Annotated in this window: 19 protein-coding genes and 5 pseudogenes; 16 read left to right on the top strand and 8 right to left on the bottom strand. The window is 71.1% G+C overall.

Features of this window, described 5'->3' with window-relative positions:
• Positions 1 to 54: 54 nt before the first annotated feature.
• Together ABZ939_RS29150 and ABZ939_RS29145 are read right to left on the bottom strand one after the other, a co-directional pair.
• Positions 55 to 372 (bottom strand): annotated as a pseudogene (locus ABZ939_RS29150) (transposase family protein); the annotation flags it as partial.
• A gap of 544 nt (positions 373 to 916) precedes the next feature.
• Complete coding sequence (locus ABZ939_RS29145) at positions 917 to 2131, bottom strand: hypothetical protein (RefSeq protein WP_361861473.1); 1215 nt, start codon at positions 2129 to 2131, stop codon at positions 917 to 919.
• Between the two features lie 87 nt (positions 2132 to 2218).
• Between ABZ939_RS29145 and ABZ939_RS29140 the strand changes: the two are divergent.
• Together ABZ939_RS29140 and ABZ939_RS29135 are read left to right on the top strand one after the other, a co-directional pair.
• A pseudogene (locus ABZ939_RS29140) lies at positions 2219 to 2371 on the top strand (transposase family protein); the annotation flags it as partial.
• Between the two features lie 87 nt (positions 2372 to 2458).
• Positions 2459 to 2730, top strand: a pseudogene (locus ABZ939_RS29135) (IS5/IS1182 family transposase); the annotation flags it as partial.
• Between the two features lie 23 nt (positions 2731 to 2753).
• On the opposite strand, the gene ABZ939_RS29130 reads toward ABZ939_RS29135, so the two are convergent.
• Positions 2754 to 3629, bottom strand: a complete 876-nt coding sequence (locus tag ABZ939_RS29130) for an NAD(P)-binding domain-containing protein (protein WP_361861471.1) — start codon at positions 3627 to 3629, stop codon at positions 2754 to 2756.
• A gap of 151 nt (positions 3630 to 3780) precedes the next feature.
• Between ABZ939_RS29130 and ABZ939_RS29125 the strand changes: the two are divergent.
• Positions 3781 to 3960: pseudogene (locus ABZ939_RS29125) on the top strand (winged helix-turn-helix transcriptional regulator); the annotation flags it as partial.
• 686 nt (positions 3961 to 4646) lie between these two features.
• Here ABZ939_RS29125 and yicI read toward each other — a convergent pair.
• Both yicI and xylB read right to left on the bottom strand, forming a co-directional pair.
• A pseudogene (gene yicI / locus ABZ939_RS29120) lies at positions 4647 to 6907 on the bottom strand (alpha-xylosidase).
• Positions 6908 to 6941: 34 nt separating this feature from the next.
• Positions 6942 to 8429: a xylulokinase gene (gene xylB, locus ABZ939_RS29115; protein ID WP_361861468.1), complete on the bottom strand. Its 1488-nt coding sequence runs from the start codon at positions 8427 to 8429 to the stop codon at positions 6942 to 6944.
• 271 nt (positions 8430 to 8700) lie between these two features.
• Here xylB and xylA point away from each other — a divergent pair, with 271 nt between their 5' ends.
• The 13 genes from xylA to ABZ939_RS29050 all read left to right on the top strand — a co-directional run bounded on the left by xylA (position 8701) and on the right by ABZ939_RS29050 (position 23625).
• The gene (gene xylA / locus ABZ939_RS29110; protein WP_361861465.1) at positions 8701 to 9870 is read left to right on the top strand and encodes a xylose isomerase; all 1170 of its coding nucleotides are present in this window, start codon (positions 8701 to 8703) and stop codon (positions 9868 to 9870) included.
• A 205-nt stretch (positions 9871 to 10075) separates the two neighbouring features.
• Positions 10076 to 10717 (top strand): GntR family transcriptional regulator, encoded by a 642-nt coding sequence (locus tag ABZ939_RS29105; RefSeq protein WP_361861462.1) that lies wholly within the window; start codon positions 10076 to 10078, stop codon positions 10715 to 10717.
• 4 nt (positions 10718 to 10721) lie between these two features.
• Positions 10722 to 11630 (top strand): dihydrodipicolinate synthase family protein, encoded by a 909-nt coding sequence (locus ABZ939_RS29100; protein ID WP_361861459.1) that lies wholly within the window; start codon positions 10722 to 10724, stop codon positions 11628 to 11630.
• Positions 11618 to 13369 carry an L-arabinonate dehydratase gene (gene araD, locus ABZ939_RS29095; RefSeq protein ID WP_361861456.1) on the top strand — a complete coding sequence of 584 codons (1752 nt, stop codon included), beginning with the start codon at positions 11618 to 11620 and terminating at the stop codon, positions 13367 to 13369. Before ABZ939_RS29100 ends, araD begins: the two co-directional genes overlap by 13 nt.
• A 90-nt stretch (positions 13370 to 13459) precedes the next feature.
• Positions 13460 to 14407: a sugar ABC transporter permease gene (locus ABZ939_RS29090; RefSeq protein WP_361861453.1), complete on the top strand. Its 948-nt coding sequence runs from the start codon at positions 13460 to 13462 to the stop codon at positions 14405 to 14407.
• Positions 14407 to 15315 (top strand): carbohydrate ABC transporter permease, encoded by a 909-nt coding sequence (locus ABZ939_RS29085; protein WP_361861602.1) that lies wholly within the window; start codon positions 14407 to 14409, stop codon positions 15313 to 15315. Before ABZ939_RS29090 ends, ABZ939_RS29085 begins: the two co-directional genes overlap by 1 nt.
• On the top strand, positions 15312 to 16475 hold the full coding sequence (locus ABZ939_RS29080; RefSeq protein WP_361861450.1) for a Gfo/Idh/MocA family oxidoreductase: 1164 nt from the start codon (positions 15312 to 15314) through the stop codon (positions 16473 to 16475). Before ABZ939_RS29085 ends, ABZ939_RS29080 begins: the two co-directional genes overlap by 4 nt.
• Positions 16472 to 17311, top strand: coding sequence for a PmoA family protein (locus tag ABZ939_RS29075; protein ID WP_361861447.1), 840 nt, complete (start codon positions 16472 to 16474; stop codon positions 17309 to 17311). Before ABZ939_RS29080 ends, ABZ939_RS29075 begins: the two co-directional genes overlap by 4 nt.
• Positions 17308 to 18900: a family 43 glycosylhydrolase gene (locus ABZ939_RS29070; protein ID WP_361861444.1), complete on the top strand. Its 1593-nt coding sequence runs from the start codon at positions 17308 to 17310 to the stop codon at positions 18898 to 18900. The genes ABZ939_RS29075 and ABZ939_RS29070 overlap by 4 nt, the downstream gene beginning before the upstream one ends.
• Positions 18897 to 20237, top strand: a complete 1341-nt coding sequence (locus ABZ939_RS29065; RefSeq protein ID WP_361861441.1) for a sugar ABC transporter substrate-binding protein — start codon at positions 18897 to 18899, stop codon at positions 20235 to 20237. The genes ABZ939_RS29070 and ABZ939_RS29065 overlap by 4 nt, the downstream gene beginning before the upstream one ends.
• Positions 20234 to 21061 carry a rhamnogalacturonan acetylesterase gene (locus ABZ939_RS29060; protein WP_361861438.1) on the top strand — a complete coding sequence of 276 codons (828 nt, stop codon included), beginning with the start codon at positions 20234 to 20236 and terminating at the stop codon, positions 21059 to 21061. Before ABZ939_RS29065 ends, ABZ939_RS29060 begins: the two co-directional genes overlap by 4 nt.
• Complete coding sequence (locus ABZ939_RS29055; protein ID WP_361861435.1) at positions 21058 to 22347, top strand: pectate lyase; 1290 nt, start codon at positions 21058 to 21060, stop codon at positions 22345 to 22347. The genes ABZ939_RS29060 and ABZ939_RS29055 overlap by 4 nt, the downstream gene beginning before the upstream one ends.
• A 150-nt stretch (positions 22348 to 22497) precedes the next feature.
• The gene (locus tag ABZ939_RS29050; protein ID WP_361861432.1) at positions 22498 to 23625 is read left to right on the top strand and encodes a pectinesterase family protein; all 1128 of its coding nucleotides are present in this window, start codon (positions 22498 to 22500) and stop codon (positions 23623 to 23625) included.
• On the opposite strand, the gene ABZ939_RS29045 is transcribed toward ABZ939_RS29050, so the two are convergent.
• The 3 genes from ABZ939_RS29045 to ABZ939_RS29035 are packed head-to-tail and all read right to left on the bottom strand — an operon-like array spanning position 23609 to position 25825.
• Positions 23609 to 24256, bottom strand: a complete 648-nt coding sequence (locus ABZ939_RS29045; protein WP_361861430.1) for a hypothetical protein — start codon at positions 24254 to 24256, stop codon at positions 23609 to 23611. The genes ABZ939_RS29050 and ABZ939_RS29045 overlap by 17 nt on opposite strands.
• Positions 24256 to 24786: a SigE family RNA polymerase sigma factor gene (locus ABZ939_RS29040; protein ID WP_361861427.1), complete on the bottom strand. Its 531-nt coding sequence runs from the start codon at positions 24784 to 24786 to the stop codon at positions 24256 to 24258. The genes ABZ939_RS29045 and ABZ939_RS29040 overlap by 1 nt, the downstream gene beginning before the upstream one ends.
• Complete coding sequence (locus ABZ939_RS29035) at positions 24767 to 25825, bottom strand: LacI family DNA-binding transcriptional regulator (protein ID WP_361861424.1); 1059 nt, start codon at positions 25823 to 25825, stop codon at positions 24767 to 24769. Before ABZ939_RS29035 ends, ABZ939_RS29040 begins: the two co-directional genes overlap by 20 nt.
• Positions 25826 to 25952: the final 127 nt, after the last annotated feature.

Below are 25952 nucleotides of genomic sequence, written 5' to 3'. Positions count from 1 at the left end.
GGTCGCCTTCGGCGTCGGCCTGGGCGAGCAGGGCGGTGAAAACCTTCTCCCAGGACCGTCCACGATGAGCACGGTGTCCTCGCGGAACCGCGTGCGGGGCTTGAGCGTGAGCAGGGGACCGAGGATGATGCGGTCGGCTGCGGACGTCGAGACGCCGAACAGCGGTGCGAGCTGCCGTAGCGTCAAGTTGGTGCGCCAGTACGCAGTGACCAGTACCCGGTCCTCCAATGGCAGGCTCCACGGCCGGCCTCTGCGGACCGCGTCAGCTCCTTCGTGCCGCAGCTGTGTCACCAACGTGCCGAAACAGCAGGGGCTCAACCCGGTGAACGGGGCTATCCAGGACGGCCGCGACGCCGTGATCACACCAGTCACGGCGGGAGCCTCACACGGTTCCCGCCGTGGCTGGTGTGCTGATCACTTGCTGGACAGGCGGAGATCTCCGGACCAGGTCTCACACCGGACACGGCCAGAGCCGAAGGAGATCTCCAGTGCGAGCCGCCCGCTGTCCGGGGCACCCACTTCGCTGACTGCCAGTACCGTCTCGCCGAGGTGATCCGCGAACGCGGTCTCGCCGCCGATCGGCGCCACCTGACTCCGCCATGTCGTATCCCGCGAAGAGAGCCAACATCTCCACGATCAGGCACCAGTCCAAACCGGTGGTGATGTGCGTGGCGACCGCCTTGCTGTCGATCAGCCACACGTCCAGCGGGCCGGACGGAACCCCCGAGCCGTACAGATGCCACAAAGCCACCACTTGCTCAAGCCGCCGCCCGACCAGGTAATCAGGACGCACACCGACCCCGTGCAACGGGCACTCGCTCAGCCTCATCGACTCCACCCGACGACCGTACTGTCAGGCAAGCGCCCAGCTCACGCCCCTACATGGGACAAGCCTTGGAACACATCGATACACGCCCTAGGAATCGCCTCGCTTCGTGGTCAGGTAGCAAGTCACCCGGTCCTTGTCGCCTGGCACCGACGCGTATCCCGGTGTCCACCAGGCCCAGATCTCCGGCACCTTCGGCATCCACGCCGGCCTGGCCACGTCGTAGGCGAACTGGCAGGCAATACCGGCCCGTTCCTGGGTCTCCGCCGCCGTCGCGCCTGGCCGCAACGAGATCTGGGTGAAGACACGGGCGTCGTACGGTCCGGAGCAGGGCACGCCCACGACCGCCTGCGCTGCGCGCTGACCGGTGTCGAAGTCGACGCAGCCGCCGTCCTTCACATCGCGCATGGGCAGCACGGCCTCGAAAGCCTTGCGGACGCGCCCTGCGGGGGCTGCGGCCGGCTGCGATGAGCTGAACCCCGTGAGAGTGAGATCCATCGTCAGCGAGGTCACGTCGGCGAGGACGCCGCTCTTCCGGAGGAGCCGCGACAGATCCACCCTGCCATGGGTGATCCGGCCCTGCGGGTCCACGGATATGGTCAGGGGAAAGCCGGCCTGGAGGGCGCTGGTGCTCATCTCGGCCGCCAGTTCCTTGCGAAGGTCCGCAGGGAACAACGTCCACCCCACCGAGAAGGGCATCTCCGCCTGGTACGTACGGCCACCCGCGGGGCCGCCCTGCTGCGCTTTCGCATCCGAGCCGCCCACGCCCTCCAGGAGTGTGCCGCCGACCGGGCTCTCGGAACCCCGCAGGTGGTCGATCGGGTCGTTGCTGTCTCCCATGGCGAGGGTGTCGGCGCTGCTGTACCGGAGCCAGTAGCCCGAGGAAGCGGCGCGGTAGTGGATCTGCTGCCGGTCGACGAGGAAGCTGCCAGAGGCTGTGCCATAGGCTCTACCGGGAGTGTTGCCGAGAAGCGTCTCCTTCGCCGCGACGGAGTACTTCTTCGGCACCTGCCATTTCACGGTCGCTTCGCCGGCCCCCTTCGTGAAGTCCAGCTTGCCGCTGAGCGTCTGTACGGCCGTGCCCCTCTTGGACTCGAAGGACACCGTCTGCGTGAAGCTCGCGCTGCCTGACTTCTGCGTCTGGCGCAGGGCCAGGAAGACCTGGCGGTCGAGCGGCTGGTCGAACACCGGGTGCTGCGAAGGCTGCGCCTTCGCTTGCGCGCCCTCGTCGTCCCCACCGCCGCAGGCGGTGAGCAGCAGGAGGGCGGCGGGGAGCGCGGCGGTACGAGCAAGGCGTCTGATCACGACCACATGACCTCCCGGTCGGATCAAAGGTTGCCTTCCTGCACGTCACGGAACGATCACCCCAGGGTCAGCGCGAGGAGCGCCCACGACTGGCAGGCCGAGCGCAACCGTGAGCACAAGCAAGTCCGCGCCCGTGTCGAGCACGGCTTCGCCCGCATGAAGCCCTGGAAGATCCTCCGCGACTGCCGCCTCAAGGGCAAAGGCGTCCAGCACGCCATGCTCGGCATCGCACGCCTGCACAAACGCCTCCAGGTCGCGGAGTTTGCCGACCACCGGTCGACCGGTCCGCCTCGAACCACTCAAAGATCGATTACGCGGACAGCTCTTAGGACCCGCACCACCCTCAACGAACGCGGGCTACGCGGTCAGATCGCACGCAGGGGCGAGAGGGGCCCGTCCAGGCCACCCGCCGCCGGCACGTGGAGGGCACGCACGCCCGGCAGAACGCCTTCCGCGGCCTTGAACGCTGCTATGAACGCCGCTCCAGCGTCATCAACGCCTTCTTCGACTTCGTCGATGCCATCATCACCCTACGCAGCCTCATCCGCCGCGCCTGGACCACCCACCGCTGGGACAACCGGCCCACCTGGCGACCATGACCCACGCCCGTCCGGGCGAGTTCTCAGCCCGGTTGCTTTATGCTCTCGATGATTCGGGCGAAGCCCTCGTCTCCATGGCCTGCATCAACCTGGCGTTGGATGAGCCGCTGGACCATAGTGACTACCTCGGTGCTGATGCCCTGGTCGGAACTGGCGGCCAGGAGGTCACTGAGGTTGGAGAACTGGAGGCTCTGTTGCCCTTCGACGGTGTAGTCCCCGCCGTCGATGACTGCGGCGAACCCTTGGAAGGCGCCGGTCATGGCAGTCAGCCAAGGTGTGGCCATAGCGGCGAACTCGCCCGCCGTCACACCTGCCGGGGCGACCATGGCGGCTCCGTGCATGAATCCGGCGAACATGACGTACATGCCCGCGAGTAGGGCGAGGTCGTACAGGGACGCCAGCCCGGCATCCTCACCGAAGTAGGTACTGGTTCCCCACAGGTCGAGCAGGGGCTTGTACTGATTGAAGACATCGGCCGATCCGCTGTAGAGGATCGATGACCCAGGCCGGCCGATCATGTGCGGTACGGCCATGATGCCGCCGTCCAGATACGCAACCCCGGCATGGGCAGCCCAGGCGGCCAACTCCCGTGACTGCGCCGGTGACGTCGTAGTTACGTTGACCACGGTTCGTCCGGCCAGCTCATCGGAGAGCGGATCGAGCACCTCATGGACCGACGCATGGTCCAGCAGGCATACGATCACCAACCCGCTGGCCCGGACCGCGTCGCCGGCCGTGGCCGCGGCCGCCGCGCCCTGCGCAACGAGGTCGTCCGCCTTCCCCGGTGAGCGGTTCCAGACTGTTGCCGCGTATCCGGCCTTCACCAGGGCGCCCGCGAGAGCACTACCCATCGCCCCCAGCCCGAGAACACTCACCTGGACACTGTTGTTGATTGTCACTTTTGGGGCTCCCCCTCGTGTTCGTCGCTCCGCTGAATCCTCTCCGCTGCCAGTAGGGTTGACCAGTACGGACTAATTAGTGAGGTACTCACTCATAGGTAAGTACGTCTTAGAGGGGCGGATGGCAACGCCAGCACGACGTGACCCGTACGGGCTCGTGCATCGTGAGGTGTACCGGGAAGTGCCACCGAAGGTCGAGTACTCCTTGACGGAGCACGGGGTCTCGCTCAACGCGGCCCTGGCCCCATTAGGAGAATGGGGCACCGAACGCATGGGGCGGATCGGCGCCGAAAAGGTCTCCGTCAACGTTGCCGGGACAGTTCGGCGATAGAAGCGGATGGGCCGGATCGCGGCCCGGGCACTCCACCGCGCCTATCCGCGCGAGCTCTTGGTTCCTGATTCAAAGCGACTCAACACGCCTCAGTGCAGGTCAGAAAGGGAGACTGCAAGACAGCGATCGCGACTCATCGCGTTTCAGATCGCGACTCAGGCGGCGCCAGGACTGGCAGCCCCTACCACGACGGATTCAAGACAGGGACGGCGCCGGATCCCCACCGCCCGCTGCTCGCCCGCCACATCGGCCAGGCGGGTAGCGCGGCCAGCTACCGGGACCGGCACCCCGAATCCAGGACGATCCCCGCCATTGCCAGCAGCCGGGCCCGCTCCGCCCCTGGTCATGCCGATGCCATCCCGCTCCAGCGGCGCCGCCGACGCTATGTCCGCCAGACCCCGGTACGCGCGGCCTGGTCCCGCGCGGGCACGGTCGCCTTCAGCTCCGGCTGCTGCCCACGTCCCGCGCGAGGCGCCGCAGCCCCGCTCCCCGGCCTCAGCCAGCGCCCAGAACGCGCGCAGCGACGGCCTCGCGGCCGCCTGGGCGCGCGGGTCGGCTTCACCGGCTGAGGGTCCGGCCGAAGTTCGACCAGCAGGGCCCGGCACCGATGCCTTCCGGTGCCGGGCCCTGTCCTGTCGGGGTGCCGCCGTCCGCGCCTTCCCCTCCGTGGCAAGGATGCGGCTCCGCTACGTGGGGCTGACCGTCACCTCACCGCTGCCGCGAGCCGTGCCGCCGTGCACGAGGCGGAGCTCGAAGGGGCGGTCCGTGTCGGTCGTGACCGCTCGTGCGGTGCCGGCGGAGCGGGTCACGTGGAAGGTGGCCGCCGGAGCGCCGCGGTGGTCCGGGATCGTGATCGTGCGGTCGGTCGTGCCCGGGGTCGTCAGCAGGGTGAGGCCGTCGAGCCAGTCGCCGTCCGGGCGCCGGTCGTCCGCGCCGAGCGGGAGGACAGTGCCGGGGCGGACGTACAGCGGCAGGCTGTCGAAGCCGTGGACCTCACGGCGCCAGCACGGTCCGGTGACGGTCTGGCCGCTGAGGAGGTGCGTCCACTCCCCCGCCGGGAGGTACACCTCCACCTCGCCGTCGGCGGTGAAGACCGGCGGGACCAGCAGGTCGGGACCGAGCATGTACTGGCGGTCGAGGGTCCGGCAGGTCGGGTCGTCGGGGAACTCGAGCAGCATGGGGCGCATGGCGGGGACGCCCGTGCGATGCGCCTCGACGGCGACCCCGTACAGGTACGGCATCAGCCGGTGCTTGAGCCGCGTGAAGGCCCGCGCCACGTCGACGGCCTCCTCGCCGAACTCCCACGGCACCCGGTAGGACTCGTTGCCGTGCAGCCGGCTGTGCGAGGAGAGCAGGCCGAAGGCGAGCCAGCGCTTGAAGACGGCGGGGTCGGGAGTGCCCTCGAAGCCGCCGATGTCGTGGCTCCAGAAGCCGAAGCCGCTCAGGGAGAGGGACAGGCCCGCGCGCAGCGACTCGGCCATGGCCTCGAACGACGCCCAGCAGTCGCCTCCCCAGTGGACCGGGAACTGCTGGCCTCCCGCGGTCGCGGAGCGGGCGAAGAGCACGGCCTCGCCGGCTCCCCGCTCCTTCTCCAGGAGTTCGAAGACGGCCTGGTTGTACAGGTGGGTGTAGTAGTTGTGCATCCGCTCGGGGTCGGAGCCGTCGTGCCAGACCACATCGGTGGGCACCCGTTCGCCGAAGTCCGTCTTGAAGCAGTCGACGCCCTGGGCGAGGAGCGGCTTCAGCCGGTCCTGGAACCAGGCGCGGGCGGCCGGGTTGGTGAAGTCGACCAGGGCCATGCCGGGCTGCCACAGGTCCCACTGCCAGATGTCGCCGTTGGGCCGCTTCACCAGGTAGCCGCCGGCCATCCCCTCGGCGAAGAGCGTGGACTTCTGGGCGATGTACGGGTTGATCCACATGCTGACCCGCAGGCCCCGCTCCTTGAGCCGGGCGAGCATCCCGTCCGGGTCGGGGAAGGTCTCCGGGTCCCACTGGAGGTCCGACCACTGGTAGGCGCGCATCCAGAAGCAGTCGAAGTGGAAGACGGAGAGCGGGATGCCGCGTTCGGCCATGCCGTCGACGAAGGAGGTGACGGTGGCCTCGTCGTAGGGCGTGGTGAAGGAGGTGGTCAGCCACAGCCCGAAGGACCACGCCGGGGGCAGCGCCGGGCGGCCGGTGAGGGCGATGTAGCGGGTGAGGACGTCCTTGGGGGTGGGTCCCGCGACGACGTAGTACTCCAGCGTCTGGTCCTCGACGCTGAACTGCACCTGGCCGACGGATTCGGAACCGACCTCGAAGGAGACCTTGCCCGGGTGGTTGACGAAGACCCCCTAGCCGCGTGAGGAGAGGTAGAACGGGATGTTCTTGTAGGCCTGTTCGCTGCTGGTGCCACCGTCGGCCTGCCACATGTCGACGACCTGGCCGTTCTTGACGAACGGGGTGAAGCGTTCGCCGAGTCCGTAGACGTTCTCGCCGACGCCCAGGGCGAGTTGGGCCATCATGTGGTGGGCTCCGTCGCCGGTGGTGACGAAGGCGGTGCCCTTGCGGCCGGCCGAGGTCAGGGCGCGGCCGTCCGCGTCGAGGAAGTCCAGGGACCACGGCCCGGAGGTGTCCAGGCGCAGCGTGAGCGGGCCGGTGGTCAGTTCGGTGACCGGGCCCTCGCGGCGTACGGACGCGGTCCCCGGGCCGTCCCCGGGCAGGGCGAAGTCCGGTCCGCGGTCGGCCTTGCCCGCGTGGTGCGTGAGGCGGACGCCGATCACGCCCGTCGCGGGCGAGAAGCACTCCACCGTGATGAGGGCGGAGTTGAGGGTGTCGCCGCGTGTCTCGACCTTCTTGACGGACGCGTAGGCCTGAAGTGGTCGGCGCTCAGGTGCAGATCGCGTACCTCGGTGGCGTACGAGGCGTGAACGCCTTCGCGCATCAGCCAGAAGCCGTCGGTGAACTTCATCGTGGTCCTCGGAAGGGTGCGAAGGGGTACGGGGTCAGGCGAGGAGGCTCGGGGCGGCCCGGTCCAGGACGTCGGCGATCCGGCCCCAGGTCTCCTCGTCCCGGTCGACGGCCGGGAGTGTCTCGCCGTTCCCCGTACCCCAGGTGGTGGCGAGGGCGACCGGGTCCTCGCCGGTCACGGCGGCCGCGGCGAGGGCCGCGGCGCCGAGGGCGACGAGTTCGGTCGCGGCGGGGACGATCAGGGGGCGTCCGGAGAGCCGGCGGACGGTGTCCGCCCAGGCGCGGCCCTGGGCGCCGCCGCCGACGAGGCGCAGGGGCCGGTCCCGGACCTCCGGGTCGGCGGGGTCGAGGCCGCAGGCGGTCAGCAGTTCGTCGAGGGCGCGCAGGACCGTGAAGGCGGCGCCCTCGTAGGCCGCGCCGAGGATCGCGCGCGGGGTGGTGGTGTGGCGCAGGCCGGTGACGAGGCCGGTGGCGTGCGGCAGGTCGGGAGTGCGTTCGCCGTCGAGGTACGGCAGCACGACCACGCCGTCGCCCGGTGCGGTGTCCTCGCGGTCGAGGCCGAGGAGGGCGGCGAAGCGGTCGACGGCGAGCGTGCAGTTCAGGGTGCAGCCGAGGGGGAGGTACGTGCCGTCGGCCGCGGCGAATCCGGCGAGGCCGGGGGCGGCGGGGCGGGTGCGCGTGGCGGCGAACACGGTGCCGGAGGTGCCGAGGCTCACGACCGGGTGGTCCAGGAGCCCCGCGCCCCCGAGGCCGAGGCCGACGGCGGCCGCCATGTTGTCCCCGGTGCCCGCGGCGACGGAGACGGTCTCCGGGAGGCCGAGCGCGCGGGCGGCGGCCGGGGAGAGCGTGCCGACGCATGTGGCGCCGGTCGGGGCGACGGTGGGCAGCATGCCTGGATCCAGGGCGAGGAGCCGGAGGATCTTGGGGTCGTAGGCGGCGCTCGCCGGGTCGTACCAGCAGGTGCCGGAGGCGTCCCCGGGATCGGTCGCGGCGACGCCCGACAGGCGCTCGGTGAGGAAGTCGTGGGGCAGCCGGACGCCCGCGGCGGCGGCTGCGGTCTCAGGCTCATGGTCCCGCAGCCACTGCCATTTGGCGGCGGTCATGGAGGCGACCGGCACCGAGCCGGTCCTGGTGAGCCAGGGGCCGGGGCCGCCGAGCGCAGCGGTGAGGGCGGCCGCCTGCGGCGCGGAGCGGGTGTCGTTCCAGAGCAGGGCGGGGCGCAGCGGGCGGCCGGCGGCGTCGAGGACGACCAGGCCGTGCTGCTGGCCCGCGACCGCGATGCCGGTGACGGCGGAGGAGGGAACGGCCGCCCGCGCCAGGCCGGCGGCGACCGCCTCGCGCAGGGCGCTCCACCAGGTCTCCGGGTCGCTCTCCCTGGCTCCGTCCGTGCCCGTGACGGTGTGCGGGGCTCGGCCGACGGCGAGCAGGGCGCCGGTGGCCGCGTGCACGACGGCCGCCTTGGTGGACTGCGTGGAGCTGTCCACGCCGATCACGACCGCGTCCGCCGGTTGCGTCGCCGCCATGGGCCTCACCTTTCCTCGGGTCTCCTCGCGCCGGCCGGCGCCGGTCCCCATCCGACGTATCCGGCTCCGACTCCCGGTTCCGGCTTCCGGTTCCGGCTTCCGGTTCCACCTTCCGGTTCCGGCTTCCGACACCGACACCGACACCGGCTCTGGCGCGGTGTCGCGCGCATGCCGTATTAGTTATCTCAGAAAACAAATACGGCGACCAGACCTGGCCGCGTGTCGATTCCCCTGCGGGTTCTCCCCGCAATCAGCAAAAGAGGGACAGACCATGTCGGAACGCTTCTCCCCCACCCCTGAGGACCGGTTCACCTTCGGCCTGTGGACCGTCGGCTGGCAGGGCCGCGACCCCTTCGGTGATGCCACCCGCCCGGCCCTGGACCCGGTCGAGTCGGTCGAGCGGCTCGCCGGACTCGGGGCGTACGGCGTGACCTTCCACGACGACGACCTCATCCCCTTCGGGGCCACGGACGGCGAACGGGAGGCCGCCGTCAAGCGTTTCCGGGGCGCCCTGGAGCGCACCGGCCTGAAGGTGCCGATGGCCACGACGAACCTCTTCACGCACCCCGTCTTCAAGGACGGCGGTTTCACCGCCAACGACCGCGACGTGCGCCGCTACGCACTGCGCAAGACGATCCGCAACATCGACCTAGCCGTGGAGCTCGGGGCCACCACCTATGTGGCCTGGGGCGGCCGGGAGGGCGCCGAGTCGGGGGCGGCCAAGGACGTGCGGGTGGCCCTGGACCGGATGAAGGAGGCCTTCGACCTGCTCGGCCAGTACGTCACCGAGCAGGGCTACGACCTGCGCTTCGCGATCGAGCCCAAGCCGAACGAGCCGCGCGGCGACATCCTCCTGCCGACGATCGGCCACGCGCTCGCGTTCATCGAACGCCTGGAGCGGCCCGAACTGGTCGGCGTGAACCCGGAGACGGGCCACGAACAGATGGCCGGGCTCAACTTCCCGCACGGCATCGCCCAGGCGCTCTGGGCGGGCAAGCTCTTCCACATCGACCTCAACGGCCAGTCCGGCATCAAGTACGACCAGGACTTCCGCTTCGGCGCGGGCGATCTGCGCCAGGCGTTCTGGCTGGTGGACCTGTTGGAGACGGCCGGCTACGAAGGCCCCCGGCACTTCGACTTCAAGCCGGTGCGGACCGACGGCTTCGACGGCGTGTGGGAGTCGGCGAAGAACTGCATGCGCAACTACCTGATCCTCAAAGAGCGTGCCGCCGCGTTCCGCGCGGACCCCGAGGTCGGGGCGGCTCTGGCCGCCTCCCGGCTCGACGAACTCGCCACCCCCACGGCCCCGGACGGGCTGGCCGGTCTGCTCGCGGACCGCGCCTCGTTCGAGGATTTCGACGTGACCGCGGCGGCCGAGCGGTCCATGGCCTTCGAGCGGCTGGACCAGCTGGCCCTCGAACATCTGCTGGCGGTCCGCTGACCTCCACTCCCTCCCCCGCCTCGACGGGCGCCCGCGGCACGGTCCGGGCGCCCGTCGCCGTGTTTCCTGGCCACAGCCAGCAGCAAGCGCTTTCTAATAATCCTGCGCGAAGCATTGACGAAACATGAACGCCCCCCTAGCTTCAACCGCGTTGCACTTCGTACGTCATATATGAGACGCGATACATGAGATCTGAGAGTGCGTCATGGCCTTCGCCCCCAGCCCCATCCCGTCCCGCACCCAGTACGTCCTGGAAGCGATCAAACACGACATCCTCACCGGAGGTCTGAGTCCCGGACAGGCCCTGGTGGAGACCGAACTGGCCGCCCGTTTCGGGGTGTCGAAGACTCCGGTGCGCGAGGCCCTGAAGACCCTGGCCGGCAGCGGTCTCGTGGTGATGAGCCAGTACAAAGGCGCCACGGTCCGGATGGTCGACGCCGACATGGCCCGCTCCGTCTACGACGTACGGCTGCTCCTGGAGCCGGAGGCGGTCCGTCGTACGGTCGCCGCCCGGGCCCCGCTGGGCGAGGCGCGGGACGCGCTGCGCCGGGCCGCGAGCGCCGATGATCCGGCCGAACGCTCCCTGGCCAACCGGGACTTCCACCGCGCCCTGTATCTGCCCTGCGGCAATCCGCTGCTCGGCCGGATGCTCGACGAGGTGCGCGACCAGGCCGCCCTCGTCTCCACCGTGGCCTGGGCCGCTACGCCCTCCTGGGAGCGCGAGGCCGCCGAGCACGAGGAGATCCTGCGGCTCGCGGCCGCGGGCGACTCGGCCGGCGCCGGCCTCGCCGTGCACGACCACATCGCCTCGTTCGTCGAGCGCGCCTTTCCCGAAGACGGTGAGTGACCGAGTGACCAAGACCTTTGAGACCGAGAAGGCCGCGCTCGCCGAGGTGGTGGCGATTCCCGTGACCCCGTTCGCCGAGGACGGCTCGGTGGACACCGCCGCCCACCGCGTGCTGCTGCGCCGACTGCTCGACGGCGGCGTCCGCACCCTGACGCCGAACGGGAACACCGGCGAGTTCTACGCGCTGACCCCCGAGGAGCGCCGTCTGGTCACCGAGCTGACCGTCGAGGAGGCCGGCGACCGCGCCGTCGTCCTGGTCGGAGTCGGACACGACGTGCCGACCGCCGTGGCGGCCGCCCGTCATGCGCAAGAAGCGGGGGCCCGGATGCTGATGGTCCATCAGCCCGTCCATCCGTATGTTTCCGAGGGCGGCTGGGTCGACTACCACCGGGCCATCGCCGAGGCGGTGCCGGAGCTCGGCATCGTGCCGTACATCCGCAACCCGCTGCTCGGCGGAGCGCGACTGGCCGAACTTGGCGCCGCCTGTCCGAACGTCATCGGCGTGAAGTACGCCGTCCCGGACGCGTCGCGCTTCGCCGGCTTCGCCCGCGACGCCGGTCTCGACCGCTTCGTCTGGGTGGCCGGGCTCGCCGAGCCGTACGCCCCCTCCTATTTCGCCGGCGGCGCCACCGGCTTCACCTCGGGTCTGGTCAACGTCGCCCCGTCGGTCTCCCTGGAGATGCTCACCGCGCTGCGGGCCGGCGACTTCCCGACGGCGATGAAGGTGTGGGAGCGGATCCGCCGTTTCGAGGAGCTGCGGGCCGCCAACGGCAGCGCCGACAACGTCACCGTCGTCAAGGAGGCGCTGGCCGCTCTGGGGCTGTGCCGCCGGGACATCCGCCCGCCGAGCCGCGAGCTGCCCGAGGCGGACCGCGCCGAGGTCGCCGCGATAGCCGCCGGATGGCAGGCGTGAGCACGCCGGGCCCGCAGGGCGGGAAAGCGCCCGAGGAGCTCCGCAGCCACCGCTGGTACGGCACGGACGGACTGCGCTCGTTCAGCCATCGGGCCCGTACCCGGCAGCTGGGCTATCTGCCGGAGGAGCACCTGGGCAAGCCGGTCGTCGCGATCCTCAACACCTGGTCCGACATCAACCCCTGCCATGTGCATCTGCGCGACCGGGCGCAGGCGGTGAAGCGGGGTGTGTGGCAGGCCGGCGGCTTCCCGCTCGAGTTCCCCGTCTCCACCCTGTCGGAGACCTTCCAGAAGCCGACCCCGATGCTCTACCGCAATCTCCTGGCGATGGAGACGGAGGAGCTGCTCCGCTCCTACCCCGTCGACGGTGCGGTGCTGATGGGCGGGTGCGACAAGTCGACCCCGGCGCTGCTGATGGGCGCGGCCACGGTGGACCTGCCGACCGTCTTCGTGCCCGCGGGACCGATGCTGCCGGGCCACTGGCGCGGGGAGACCCTGGGTTCCGGCACGGACATGTGGAAGTACTGGGACGACAAGCGGGCCGGTCTCATCGGCGACTGCGAGATGGCGGAGCTGGAGAACGGGCTCGCCCGCTCCCCCGGCCACTGCATGACGATGGGCACGGCCTCCACCCTCACCGCCGCGGCGGAGACGCTCGGGGTGACGATGCCGGGCGCCTCCTCGATCCCGGCCGTCGAGTCCGGGCACGACCGGATGGCGGCCGCCTCGGGGATGCGGATCGTGGAGCTCGTACGGCAGGATCTGCGGCTCTCGCGGATCCTGACCCGCGAGGCGTACGAGGACGCGGTCGCCGCCGTCCTGGCGCTCGGCGGTTCGACGAACGCCGTCATCCATCTGATCGCCATGGCCGGGCGCTCCGGGGTGAAGCTGGCCCTCGACGACTTCGACCGGATCGCCCGGACGGTTCCGGTGCTCGCGAACCTCCGGCCCGGCGGACAGTATTTGATGGAGGACTTCCACTTCGCGGGCGGCATGCCCGGCTTCCTGTCCCGGCTCACGGATCTGCTCCATCTGGACCGCCCGACGGTCGCGCACGCGACGCTGCGCGAGCAGCTCGACGGGGCGCTTGTCCACAACGACGAGGTGATCCGGGAGCGTTCACGTCCACTGGCGGCCGAGGGCGGGGTGGCGGTGCTGCGCGGCAACCTGTGTCCGGACGGCGCGGTCATCAAGCACATCGCCGCCGAGCCGCGGCTGCTCAAGCACACCGGGCCGGCCGTGGTCTTCGACGACTACCGCACCATGCAGCGGACGATCGACGACCCGGAACTCGGCATCACCCCCGACCACATCCTGGTCCTGCGCAACGCGGGCCCCAAGGGCGGTCCGGGGATGCCGGAGTACGGAATGCTGCCGATCCCCCGCCAGCTGCTCGAACAGGGGGTGCGGGACATGGTCCGGATCTCCGACGCCAGGATGAGCGGGACCAGTTACGGCGCCTGCGTGCTGCACGTGGCGCCCGAGTCGTACGTCGGCGGGCCGCTGGCCCTGGTGCGCACCGGTGATCCCATCACCCTGGACGTCGAGGCCAGGACGCTCCATCTGGACGTCCCTGACGAGGAGTTGGAGCGGCGCCGGGCCGAGTGGACTCCCCCGCCCACCCGGTACGAGCGCGGCTACGGCGCGCTGTACACCGAGCAGATCTCCCAGGCCGACACCGGCTGCGACTTCGAGTTCCTGGCCAGGCCGGGAACGACCCCGGATCCGTACGCGGGCTGACCACCCGGGTCGATCCTTCCCCGTTCCACCTGTCCGGTATTTCGAACACCGTCTGCGAAGCGCTTCGCGCCCGAGAACGGAGCCGCCGTCATGGCCACAGCCGTGACCCCACCGCCACAGGCACCCGAGACCCCCACGCCACGCAGTCGTCGCCGCACGGGTGCGACACCCCGCCGTCTGCCGTATCTGCTGATCGCCCCCGCCGGGCTGCTGATGCTGGGCTTCATCGCCTACCCCGTGCTCAGCGTCTTCTACTACAGCCTGCAGAACTACAACCCCACCAAGCCCTGGCGGAACGGCTTCGCGGGCTTCGACAACTTCACCCGGATCTTCACCGACGACCCGCACTTCTGGGGGACCCTGACCTTCAGCCTGAAGTGGGTCGCCGTCGAGGTGACCCTGCAGCTGCTGTTCGGGCTCGCGCTCGCGCTGATCGTCAACCAGACGTTCGTCGGCCGGGCGCTCGGCCGGGCGCTGGTCTTCTCGCCCTGGGCCGTGTCCGGGGTGCTGACCTCGGCGATCTGGGTGCTGCTGTACAACTCCCAGACCGGCATCACACGTTACCTGGCCGACCTGGGCATCGGTGAGTACGGCACGTCCTGGCTCTCGGACACCGCCACCGTCTTCCCGGCCGTCGTCGTGGCCGATCTCTGGCGCGGTGTGCCGTTCTTCGCGATCCTCATCCTCGCCGACCTCCAGTCCGTGCCGAAGGACCTGTACGAGGCGGCCGAGGTCGACGGGGCCGGCCGGCTGCGGCAGTTCCTCCACATCACACTGCCGCACCTGAAGGACGCGATCATCCTCTCCACCCTGCTGCGGGCGGTGTGGGAGTTCAACAACGTGGATCTCCTCTACACCCTGACGGGCGGCGGGCCCGCGGGCGAGACGACCACCCTCCCGCTCTACATCGCCAACACCAGCGTCGACGCCCACAACTTCGGTTACGCCTCCGCCCTCACGACGGTGGCGTTCGTGATCCTTCTCTTCTGCTCGATGGTCTATCTGCGCCTGAGCAAGTTCGGAGGCGAGAGCAAGTGATCGTCCAGGACACCCACCAGGCGTCCGCCCGGCCCCTCGCCGACGCCGTACCACCCCCGCACCCGCCCGCACCCGCCGCCCGCAGGCGGCGGCGCGCCTGGGACGAGGTCCCGCGTTGGCAGATCTATCTGCCGCTCGGCATCTATCTGCTCTTCACCCTCGTCCCCTTCTACTGGATCCTGCTCTTCGCGCTCCGCCCGGCCGGGTCCACCTCGCTCGTGCCGTGGCCGATGACGACCGAGCACTTCGAGAAGGTGTGGACCGAGCGCAGCTTCGCCACGTTCTTCCAGAACAGTCTGCTCATCGGCCTGGCCACCCTGGTGATGACCACAGTGATCGCGCTCGCCGGCGGCTACGCCCTGGCCCGCTTCGACTTCCGGATCAAGAAGGGTTTCATGCTGGCCCTGCTGTGCTCCCAGTTCGTGCCGGGTGCGCTGCTGCTCGTCCCGCTGTTCCAGATCTTCGCCAATCTGAGCATGATCAACTCGCTGGGCAGCGTCATCATCGCGGAGACCGTCTTCCAGCTGCCGCTGTCCATGATCCTGATCAGCGGCTTCATCAGGAACGTGCCGTACTCCCTCGAGGAGGCCGCCTGGGTCGACGGCTGCAGCCGCTTCACCGCGTTCCGGATCGTCGTGCTGCCGCTGCTGCGGCCCGGTCTGGTCGCCGTGGGCTCCTTCGCCTTCGTCCATGCCTGGAACCACTTCCTGTTCGCGCTGATGTTCCTCAGCAGCCAGGAGAAGCAGACGATCCCGGTCGGCCTGAACACCCTGATGGGCGCGGACAGCGTCGATCTGGGCGCGCTCGCCGCGGGCGGCGTCATCGCCGCCGTGCCCGTCGTGATCGTCTTCGCCTTCATCCAGAAGTGGCTCGTCACCGGGTTCAGCGCCGGGGCGGTGAAGGGTTGAGCACGCCGAGCACCCCCTTCCCCGTCGTCCTCGCGGGCGCCCGCGGACACGGCCGCTCCCATCTGCTCAACATCCGCCGACTGGAACGGATGGGCCTGGTCCGCCTCGCCGGGATCTGCGAACTGCGGCCGCTCGACGCCGAGGAGCTGGACGGCTTCGGCACCCCGGAGCAGTCCGCCGACTTCGACGCGCTGCTCGCCTCGACGGGCGCCCGGATCGCGGTGGTGTGCACCCCGATCCAGACCCACACCGACCTGGCCCTGACCGCCGCCAGGCACGGCGCGCATCTGCTGCTGGAGAAGCCTCCGGCGCCTTCGTACGCCGAGTTCCGGCGGATGGCCGACGGGGTCGCCGCCGCCGGGGTGGCCTGCCAGATCGGCTTCCAGTCGCTCGGCTCGCACGCCGTACCCGCCGTCCGGCGGCTGGTCGAGGAGGGCGCGATCGGTGAGCTCCTCGGGGTCGGCGGGGCCGGGGCCTGGGTCCGCGACGAGGCGTACTTCCGCCGCGCGCCCTGGGCGGGCCGCCGGCGGCTGAACGGGGTCGACGTCGTCGACGGCGCCCTGACCAATCCGCTCGCCCACGCCGTCGCCACGGCTCTCGCCCTGGCCGGTACCCCGCGCGCCGAGGACGTCGAGCACATCGAGACGGAGCTGCTCCGGGCCAACGCGATCGAGTCCGACGACACCTCCTGCGTCCGGCTCCTCACGACGCGCGGCACCCGGGTCAGCGTGGCCGCCACGCTGTGCGCCGAGAAGTCCTCGGAGCCGTACGTGGTCGTGCACGGCAGCCGGGGCCGGATCACCTTCTGGTACAAGCAGGACCGCGTGCTGCTGCAGCGGGCCGGACACGGCCCGGAGGAGTCCGTCCACGGGCTGACCAACCTCCTGGAGAACCTCGTCGCCCATCTCACCGACGGCACCGAGCTGCTCGTACCGCCCGAGGCGACCGGCGCGTTCATGCGGGTCGTCGAGGCCGTCAGGCTGGCGCCCGACCCGGAGGAACTCCCGGCCCACGCCTGGCGCACCGAGCCGGGCGAGAGCGCGCCCCGCCGGGTCGTGCCAGGCGTCGACGGGCTGGTCGCGGTGAGCGCCGACACCCTCAGCCTCTACTCCGAGCTCGGTGCCCCCTGGGCCCTGACCCCGAAGGCGGACTCCCGATGAACCCCCCGACGGTTCTGCGTGTCGCCGGCCGTACGGTCGCCCGGTACGTACTGCGCCCCGAACTGGCGCCCGACCACTCCCCCCGCCCCTATCTGCACCCCGTCTCCACCCTGGCGGGTGTCCCGGTCACCGAGCAGCTGCCCGAGGACCATCCGCACCACCTGGGTGCGGGGGTCGCCGTGCCCGATGTCGCAGGGTTCAACTTCTGGGGCGGCCGCACCTTCGTCCGTGACCAGGGCCCTACCGCGCTCGACAACCACGGCGTCCAGCGGCACGAGGGGTTCAAGCTCCGCGACCCGGACGGCTTCGTGGAGGAGCTGAGCTGGGCCGTCGGGGAGCGCGTCCTGCTCCGTGAGCACCGCACGATCGCCGCCGCCCCGCTCACGGACGGCGCGTGGGCGCTGGACTTCACCTTCTCGCTGACGAACGCGACGGACGAGGAGCTGTCCTTCGGCAGCCCGGCCACCAACGGCCGGCCGGGGGCGGCCTACGGCGGATTCTTCTGGCGGGCCCCGCTGCAGAGCGCGGCGCCGGGGGTCTTCGGCGCGGACGCGGACGGCGAACAGGCCGTGCACGGGGCCCGCGCCGACTGGGTCGCGCTCGCGGGTCAGGGGTGGACGCTGGTCTTCGCGGGGGCGACCGAGGAGACCCGGCGGGACCCGTGGTTCGTGCGCGCCGCCGAGTACCCGGGCGTCGGCTCCTCCCTCGCCTCCGACGCGCGCCTGAGCGTGCCGGCGGGCGGCACGGTGGTCCGCCGGGTCGTCACCGTCGTGGCCGACGGCCGGCTCGACCGGGACGCGGCGGCGGCGCTCGTGCGCAAGGCGGTCGCCGGATGAGGGGCCGTGAGAGCACGTGGTCCACCGGGGACCTCGGCGACGGGACGTACCGCAACCCCGTCCTGGCCGCCGACTGGTCGGACCCGGACGTGGTGCGGGTCGGCGAGGACTACTACCTGACCGCCTCCAGCTTCGGCCGGGCGCCGGGCCTCCCGATCCTCCACTCGCGCGACCTGGTCAACTGGCGGCTGGTCGGGCACGCCCTGGAGCGGCTGCCGCCGGAGGCGTCCTATGCCTCGCCCCGGCACGACGGGGGCGTATGGGCTCCGTCGCTGCGTCATCACGACGGCCGGTTCTGGATCTTCTGGGGCGACCCCGACCACGGCATCTGGCAGATCAACTCACCGTCCGTACGCGGTGAATGGAGCACGCCCCACCTGGTGAAGGCGGGCCGTGGGCTGATCGATCCGTGTCCGTTGTGGGACGAGGAGACCGGCGAGGCGTATCTCGTGCACGCCTGGGCCAAGTCCCGCTCCGGTGTCAACAACCGGCTGACCGGTCACCGGATGAGCGCCGACGGCACCGAACTCCTCGACGACGGCAGGACGATCGTCGACGCCGACCGCATCCCGGGCTGGTTCACCCTCGAAGGCCCCAAGGCGTACCGGCACGACGGCTGGTTCTGGATCCTCGCCCCCGCCGGTGGGGTGGCCACCGGCTGGCAGGGCGCCTTCCGGTCCCGTGGCTTCTTCGGCCCGTACGAGGAGCGGGTCGTCCTGGAGCAGGGCGGGAGCGACGTCAACGGGCCGCACCAGGGCGGCTGGGTGCGCACCGGCCCTGGCGAGGACTGGTTCCTGCACTTCCAGCAGCGCGGTGCGTACGGCCGGGTGGTCCATCTGCAGCCGATGCGCTGGGACGACGACGGCTGGCCGGTGCTCGGCGACGAGGGCGCCCCGGTCACCGTCCACCCCAAGCCGGCGCTGCCGCGGCAGCCGCCGTCCGCTCCCGCCACCGACGACGACTTCCCCGGCGGCCGGTTCGGGCGTCAGTGGCAGTGGACGGCCAACCCGAGGGAGGGGTGGACGACCCAGCACTCCGCCGACGGGTTGCGGTTGAGCTGCGGCCGTGCGGAGGACGCCGACGATCTGCGAGCGCTCCCGCACGTCCTCACCCAGCGGCTGCCGGCCGACCCGTCCGCCGTGGAGGTCGAGCTGCGGCTCGACAGCGAGGAGCCGGGTGCCCGCGCGGGCCTTGCCGTGCTCGGCGACGCGTACAGCTGGATCGGTCTCGAGCGCGGTACGGACGGCGCCGTCCGGCTGGTGCACCGGTTCGCCCCGGTCTCGGCCGACCGCGAGCGGGACGCGGCCCCTCCGCGGCCCGCGCCCGAGGGCCGGGCCCGGCTGAGGATCGAGATCGGCGCGGGGGCCCGCTGCCGCTTCTCGTACGCCACCAGCGACCCGGCGGACACGGCCGACGGCTTCACGCCCTCCGGCCAGGTCTTCGCCGCCACCCCCTGGCGCTGGGTCGGCGCCCTGCTCGGCCTGTTCGCCGCCGCTCCGACGGGCACGGGCCCCGCCGGTACGGCCGTCTTCACCACCTTCCGCATCACCCCGAGTGAGATCCCCCCGAGAGAAGAGAGCCGACGATGACCATCTTCCGCAATGGACGGCGCAGAGCTGCCAGTGCCCTCGCCCTGACCACCGTCCTCGCGCTGACCGTCACCGCTTGCGGCGACGACGGCAGCGGCGCCGCAGGCGACAAGGGCAACGAGGGATCGGGCAAGGGAGAGATCACCTTCTGGGACAACAACGGCGGTGTCCGCACCGACGTCTGGAAGGAGATCATCAAGGACTTCGAGAACGCGAACCCCGACATCAAGGTGACGTACGTCGGGATCGCCTCGACGGAGGTGCAGTCCAAGTACGACACCGCCATCCAGGGCGGCGGACTGCCGGACGTGGGCGGCGTGGGGGCCGCCATGCTCGCCGGCATCGCCGCGCAGAACGCCCTGGAGCCGCTCGACGCACGGATCGAGTCCAGTGCGCTCAAGGGCAAGCTGAACGCGGGCATGGTCGAGAGCGTCAAGTCCGCCGGCGGCCAGGGGAAGCTGTTCACGGTTCCCACCTCCGCGAGCAACGGTGTCCTCTACTACCGCACCGACCTGTTCCGGGCGGCGGGACTGGAGGAGCCCACGACCTGGTCGAAGTTCTACGCCGCGGCGGACAAGCTGACGGCGAAGGACAAGAACCGCTTCGGCTACACCATTCGCGGCGGCGCGGGCTCCATCGCCCAGGCGCTCGACGCCATGTACGGCCAGAGCGGCATCACCAGCTTCTGGAACGGCGACAGGACCACCGTCAACGACCCGAAGAACGTGGCGGCGCTCGAGAAGTACGTCGGTCTCTTCAAGAAGAACACCCCGGCGGCCGACGTCAACAACGACTTCACCAAGATGGTCGCCCAGTGGGACAGCGGCGAGATCGGCATGCTCAACCACAACCTGGGTTCCTACAAGGACCATGTGAAGGCCCTCGGTACCGAGAAGTTCCGTGGCATCCCGAACCCGACGACCGACGACGGCACCCGGGTGCAGGTCTCCAACCCGGTCGACGGCCTCGGGCTGTTCTCCTCCAGCAAGAACAAGGCGGCGGCCTGGAAGTTCATCGAGTTCGCCGCTTCGCACCAGTCCAACAGCAAGTGGAACGAGTCGGCCGGCGCCATCCCCGCCAACACCGAGGCGGCGCAGGACGCCTGGATCCAGAAGGCCGAGCCGACGAAGCTCGCCGCCGAGGTGCTGTTCAGCGGCAAGGCCGCCATCGTGCAGCTGCCGTACTACCTGCCCGACTGGAACACCATCTCCAAGGCCGACAACGAGCCCGCCTTCCAGAAGGTGCTGCTCGGCAAGTCCACCGCCAAGGAGTTCCTGGACGGCCTGGCCGAGCAGCTCAACACGGCGCAGGCCGAGTGGAAGTCGCAGAACAAGTGACGGCCGGACCGACCCGCCGTCAGGTGGTCGCGGCCGGGGCGGGCCTCGCGCTCGCCCTGGGCGCGGCCCCCGCCGCGGCGGCCCTCCCCCGATCCCCCCGAGGACCCCACCGCATGCGCACGCTGTACATCGCCGGCGACTCCACCGCCGCCCAGAAGTACGCCGACGCCGCGCCCGAGACCGGGTGGGGCATGGCGCTCCCCTTCTTCCTCCACCGGGACGTCGCCGTCGCCAATCACGCGATCAACGGCCGCAGCACGAAGAGCTTCCTCGACGAGGGCCGACTGGACGCGATCCTGGAGCTGATCCGGCCCGGCGGCCTGCTGCTGATCCAGTTCGGCCACAACGACCAGAAGATCGCCGACCCGACCCGCTACACCGAGCCCTGGACCTCCTACCAGGACAATCTGCGCCGGTACGTCGCCGGGGCGCGGGAGCGCGGGGCGGTGCCCGTGCTCGCCACCTCCGTCGAGCGGCGGAAGTTCGACGCGAACGGCACGGCGCTGATGACCCTCGGGGAGTACCCGGCCTCGATGCGGGAGGTGTCCCGCGAGGAGGGGGTCGTCCTCCTCGACGTCCAGGAACTCTCCCTGGCGCTGTGGCAGAAGCTCGGTCCGGAGACGACGAAGACGTACTTCAACTGGACCGCGACCGAGCAGGACAACACGCACTTCAACCCGCCCGGCGCGATCGCCGTGGCGCGGCTGGTCGCGGCCGAGCTGCTGCAGACGCGCGTCCTCGCGCCGAGCGACACGCGCCGGCTCGACGACGAGATCCCCACGCGGTGGATCACCTGGCCCGAACCCGAGGAGAGCCGAGCATGAGACACACCCGTCTGTGGGCGGTGGGCGCCACCGCGCTCGTCCTGAGCGTCACCGGCCCGACCGCGGCCGCCCACGCCCGGCCCGCCGGACCCGATCCCGCCCGCCAGACCCTGCCTGCCGGTGACGGCTGGGCGTCGGACGGTACGGGAACCCGTGGCGGCGCGGCGGCCGACGCCTCCCGCGTCTTCACCGTCACGACCTGGGAGGAGTTCCGCGCGGCGCTCGCCGTGGCTGGCACCGAGCCCAGGATCGTCAAGGTCGTCGGCACGCTGAACGCCACGGCCGCGGGCTGCGCGGCCTTCGAGGCCCCCGGCTACGACTTCGACCAGTACCTCGCCGACTACGACCCGGCGGTCTGGGGGTACGAGAACGAGGTCAGCGGTCCTCAGGAGGACCTGCGCGCGGCCTCCGCCACCGCCCAGGGCAAGGCGATCAAGGTGCGCGTGCCCGCGAACACCACCGTCATCGGGGTCGGCAGGAACGCGGGCATCACCGGCGGCAGCCTGCAGATCCAGGGCGTCGACAACGTCGTGGTCCGCAATCTGACGATGGAGAGCCCGCTCGACTGCTTCCCGCAGTGGGACCCGACGGACGGTGCGACGGGGGCGTGGAACTCCGAGTACGACAGCATGGTCGTCCACGGCTCCACGCATGTGTGGATCGACCACAACACGTTCACGGACGGCGCCCACCCGGACAGCTCGCTGCCCTCGTACTTCGGCGAGATCTACCAGCAGCACGACGGCGAGCTGGACATCGTGCGCGGCGCCGACCTGGTGACCGCCTCATGGAACGTCTTCGCCGACCACGACAAGACGCTGATGATCGGCAACAGCGACGGCGCGGGCGCGACCGACCGCGGCAAGCTGCGGGTCACCCTGCACCACAACCTCTTCAAGAACGTGATCGAGCGGGCGCCGCGGGTCCGCTTCGGCAAGGTCGACGCGTACAACAACCACTTCGTGGCGCCTGCTTCGGGATACGTGTACAGCTTCGGCATCGGCTTCGAGTCGCAGCTCGTCGCCGAGAAGAACGCGTTCACGCTCCCCGCGGGCGTTCCGGCCGGCAAGGTCCTCAAGAAGTGGAGCGACGCGCCGGTCACCACGGCGGGCAACCTCGTCAACGGCGCCGCTGTCGATCTGCTCGCCGTCCACAACGCCCAGATTCCCGGCGAGACGCTGCGCGAGGGTGCGGGCTGGACGCCGTCCCTGCGCACCCGGGTCGACGTGCCGCAGGCGGTGCCCGGCATCGTCGACCACTGCGCGGGCGCGGGCCGGCTGCGCTGACGTCCCGTACGGGAGGCAGGGGCGGCCGCGCGGTCACCCGTCCGACCACGCCCCCCGCCCCTGCCTCCTCCCGCATCCCGCATCCCGCATCCCGCATCCCGCATCCCGCTCCACTCTCCGCACCCCCTCCCCCAGCGAAAGAGTTTTGGCATGCCTTCACCAAGTCACTCGATCGGGCGCCGGGCCCTGCTCGCCGCGAGCGCCGGTGCGGCGCTGTCCGTCGGCCTGGCCGCCGCACCCTCGGCGGCGCGCTCCCCGGGCCCGTTCGGCCGGTTCGGATCGCCCGTCGCCCGGCGCGACGAGCGCACCCTGTACGTCCACCCGGGCAGCCTCGGCGACCACACCACCGTCCAGGCGGCGGTGAGCGCGGCGAGCGGCGCCGGCTGGACGCTGGTGATCGCCCCGGGCACCTACCGGGAGACCGTCGCCGTCAGCACCGCCCGCACCGGGATGACCTGGATCGGTGCGAGCGAGGACCCGCGGGACGTCGTCGTGGTGTACGACAACGCCGCCGGCACGACCCGCCCCGAGGGCGGCACGTACGGCACGAGCGGTTCGGCGACCACCACCGTCCAGGCCGACGGCTTCACCGCGCGGTGGGTCACCTTCGCCAACGACTTCCTGCGCACCGACCTCCCCGGGAACCCCGGCACCCAGGCGGTCGCCATCAAGGTCCAGGGCGACCGGTCCGCCTTCTTCCACTGCCGGTTCCTCGGCCACCAGGACACGCTCTACGCCGACTCGATGTCGCTTTCCGCCTTCGCCCGCCAGTACTTCGCGCACTGCTACGTCGAGGGCGACGTCGACTTCGTCTTCGGCCGGGCGACCGCGGTCTTCGAGCACTGCCACTTCCGTACGCTGCTGCGCCCCGACCTCGCGTCCGCCCCGCACGGCTTCGTCTTCGCCCCGTCCACCGCCGGCGCCAATCCGTACGGTTATCTGGCCAGCCGCTGCCGGGTGACCAGCGAGGCGCCAGACGGCTACTACAAGCTGGCCCGCCCGTGGGTGCCCAGCTCGGACACGACCGCATGGCCGTCCCTGGTCGTGCGCGACAGTGTGCTCGGCCCGGGCATCGACGCCACCGCGCCGTACGCGAACATGCGGGAGGCGTATCCGTGGCAGTCCCAGCGCTTCGCCGAGTACCGCAACACCGGCCCGGGCGCGGAGATCACCGTCCCGGAGAACCGCCCCCAACTCACCCCCGGGGAGGCCGAGTCGGCAACCCGGGCAACCTATCTCGGCGGCTGGTGCCCCTCCCCGCCTATGAGCGGGGCGTGAAGTCGCCGCGTACGGTGCTCTGTTCGTCGGCGAGGTCGGTTGCCGTGATCGTGTACGCGTCGCCCGTGGCGTCGCGGGCGCCCTCGGCATGGTTGTACTGGCCGGCGAAGACATGGCTGCCGGGCGGAACCGTGCGGCCCGGCTTGAGGGTCCAGTGGTAGACCAGGGCCGTGGACTCCTCCCGTACCGAGACCGTGAAGTCCTCGGCGGGGCGGGTGCGCCAGTGGCCCGTGCTCGCGATGCCGCCCGTGCGGGCGATGCGGAGTTCGACGACGAGGGAGGTCAGCGGGGTGGGCGCGGTGACGGTGACGTTGCTCTGTGCCCACCAGCGATTGCTGCCGGGGTCGATAGCGCCCGACGCCCGGAGCGGATCCGGCGCCGAGGTGGTGGCGGCCGGGGCGGCGACGCGGTGGAGTGTGGTCGCGGCGACCGCGCCGAGGGTGAGGACGCCGGTGACGGCGCACGCCACCGCGACGGTCCGCGCCCAGCGGCTCGTCGGTCCCGCCCGGCGGATCCTGGCGACGGGCGGCTCGGCCATGCCCCGCTCGACGCGGGCGAGGATGCGGGCGCGGTCGGGCCGGTGGGCGTCGGCCGCCTCACGCAGCTGTCGGCGCAGCCGGGCGTCGTCCATCACTTCCTCCCTCCGGCCAGCGCCGTGGCGGCCTGGGGCCCGAGCAGCGACTGCAGTTCCGCCATGCCCTTGGACGTCTGGCTCTTGACCGTACCGACCGAGATGCCGAGGGCGAGCGCGGTGTCCCGTTCCGACAGGTCGAAGGCATGGCGCAGGACGACGCAGGCACGCTTGCGGAAGGGCAGGGCGCGCAGCGCGGACTGGACGTCCACCACGACGGGGACGTCCGGGTCGTCGAACCGTTCGGAGCGCCGGTCCCAGAAGAGCGCGATGCGGCGACGCTCCCGCACGGCGCCCCGGATGCGGCTGCGGACGAGGTTGGCGACCACGCCGCGGGCGTAGGCGACGGGGTGGTCGGCGGCGCGTACGCGGTCCCAGCGGTGCCAGAGCGCGACCATGGCGTCGGCCGCGAGATCGTCGGCGCCGTCAGCCTCGCCGGTCAGCATGTGGGCCAGCCGGGCGAGTTCGACGTAGTGGCGCTCGAAGAAGTCGTGGAACTCCGTCGCGGAGTCATCGACGGCTATGCCCACGGCGTGCTCCATCGGTGCGGCCGGGCGGCGGCGTGGCGGCGGCCGGGCCCGAGCTGCCGCGGACGGTCAGTTCCGGGGCGATCAGGACGGTGCCGGGGGTCGCGTGCCCGTCGAGGTGGGCGACGAGGCGTTCGACCGCGCGCCGCCCCATCTCCTGTGCCGGGATGCCGACGGAGGTGAGGGGTACGGAGGCCTGCGCGGCCACCTGGGTGGCGCAGACCGCGACGACGGAGATGTCCTCGGGTACGGCGAGGCCCTGTTGGCGCAGCAGGGCGAGGAGGGGTTCGACGGCGGCCTCGTTCTGCACGACGAGGGCGGTGGTGGAGGGGCGTTCTTCGAAGATCCGGCCGACGGTGGCGGCGAGGGCGGCGTACGTGCCGTCGCAGGGGCGGTGGAGGATTCCGATGCCGTGCTCGGCCGCCGCCGCGCGCAGCCCGGTGAGGGTGCGCTCGGCGAAGCCGGTGCCCCGTGCGTAGACGGCGGGCGGTTCGCCGAGCACCGCGATCTGCCGGTGGCCGAGGGGGGCGAGGTGGTCCACGCAGCGCGCGCCGGCCGCCTCGAAGTCGAGGTCGACGCAGCTCAGTCCGGTGGTGTCGGCGGGCAGTCCGACGAGCACGGCGGGCCGGTCGGCCTGGCGTAGGTGGGGCAGCCGGGGATCGTCGAGCTCCACGTCCATCACGATCATGGCGTCGGCGAGGGCGCTGCCCTCGACGCGGCGTACGGCCTCCGGTCCCTCCTCGCCGGTCAGGAGCAGGATGTCGTAGCCGTGGGTGCGTGCCGTGGTGGTGACGGCCATGGCGATCTCCATCATCACCGGCACGTACAGGTCGGTGCGCAGCGGCATCATCAGGGCGAGGATCCGGGTCCTGCTGCTCGCGAGGGCACGGGCGCCGGCGTGCGGTCGGTAGCCCAGTTCCTCGATGCTGCGCCGGATGCGCTCGCGGGTGGTGTCGGAGATGGACCGCTTGCCGCTGAGCACGTAGCTGACCGTGCTGGCCGACACTCCGGCGTGGCGGGCGACATCGGCGAGGGTGACCATTCACTTCTCCGGGACAATTTCCGGGCGGGAGGACGGTGCCTGCCCGACGCCTGGGCCCCCGACCCTAAGCGGCAGCTCAGCGGCGTGTCCAGACGGTTGGGGGCGGTCCGGCTCTGTTCGGGCGGGC

It is taken from the genome of Streptomyces sp. NPDC046712 (genome assembly GCF_040645695.1).
Lineage (GTDB): Bacteria > Actinomycetota > Actinomycetes > Streptomycetales > Streptomycetaceae > Streptomyces.
The sequence above is the reverse complement of the archived record's forward strand: the minus strand, read 5'-3'. Positions and strand labels throughout refer to the sequence as shown.

Coding starts and splice junctions, on each gene's coding strand:
- xylB (WP_361861468.1), bottom strand. CDS start 8,429: ATGGCGGCGACGCAACCGGCGGACGCGGTCGTGATCGGCGTGGACAGC.
- xylA (WP_361861465.1), top strand. CDS start 8,701: ATGTCGGAACGCTTCTCCCCCACCCCTGAGGACCGGTTCACCTTCGGC.
- ABZ939_RS29105 (WP_361861462.1), top strand. CDS start 10,076: ATGGCCTTCGCCCCCAGCCCCATCCCGTCCCGCACCCAGTACGTCCTG.
- araD (WP_361861456.1), top strand. CDS start 11,618: ATGGCAGGCGTGAGCACGCCGGGCCCGCAGGGCGGGAAAGCGCCCGAG.
- ABZ939_RS29090 (WP_361861453.1), top strand. CDS start 13,460: ATGGCCACAGCCGTGACCCCACCGCCACAGGCACCCGAGACCCCCACG.
- ABZ939_RS29075 (WP_361861447.1), top strand. CDS start 16,472: ATGAACCCCCCGACGGTTCTGCGTGTCGCCGGCCGTACGGTCGCCCGG.
- ABZ939_RS29070 (WP_361861444.1), top strand. CDS start 17,308: ATGAGGGGCCGTGAGAGCACGTGGTCCACCGGGGACCTCGGCGACGGG.
- ABZ939_RS29065 (WP_361861441.1), top strand. CDS start 18,897: ATGACCATCTTCCGCAATGGACGGCGCAGAGCTGCCAGTGCCCTCGCC.
- ABZ939_RS29055 (WP_361861435.1), top strand. CDS start 21,058: ATGAGACACACCCGTCTGTGGGCGGTGGGCGCCACCGCGCTCGTCCTG.
- ABZ939_RS29050 (WP_361861432.1), top strand. CDS start 22,498: ATGCCTTCACCAAGTCACTCGATCGGGCGCCGGGCCCTGCTCGCCGCG.
- ABZ939_RS29045 (WP_361861430.1), bottom strand. CDS start 24,256: ATGGACGACGCCCGGCTGCGCCGACAGCTGCGTGAGGCGGCCGACGCC.
- ABZ939_RS29035 (WP_361861424.1), bottom strand. CDS start 25,825: ATGGTCACCCTCGCCGATGTCGCCCGCCACGCCGGAGTGTCGGCCAGC.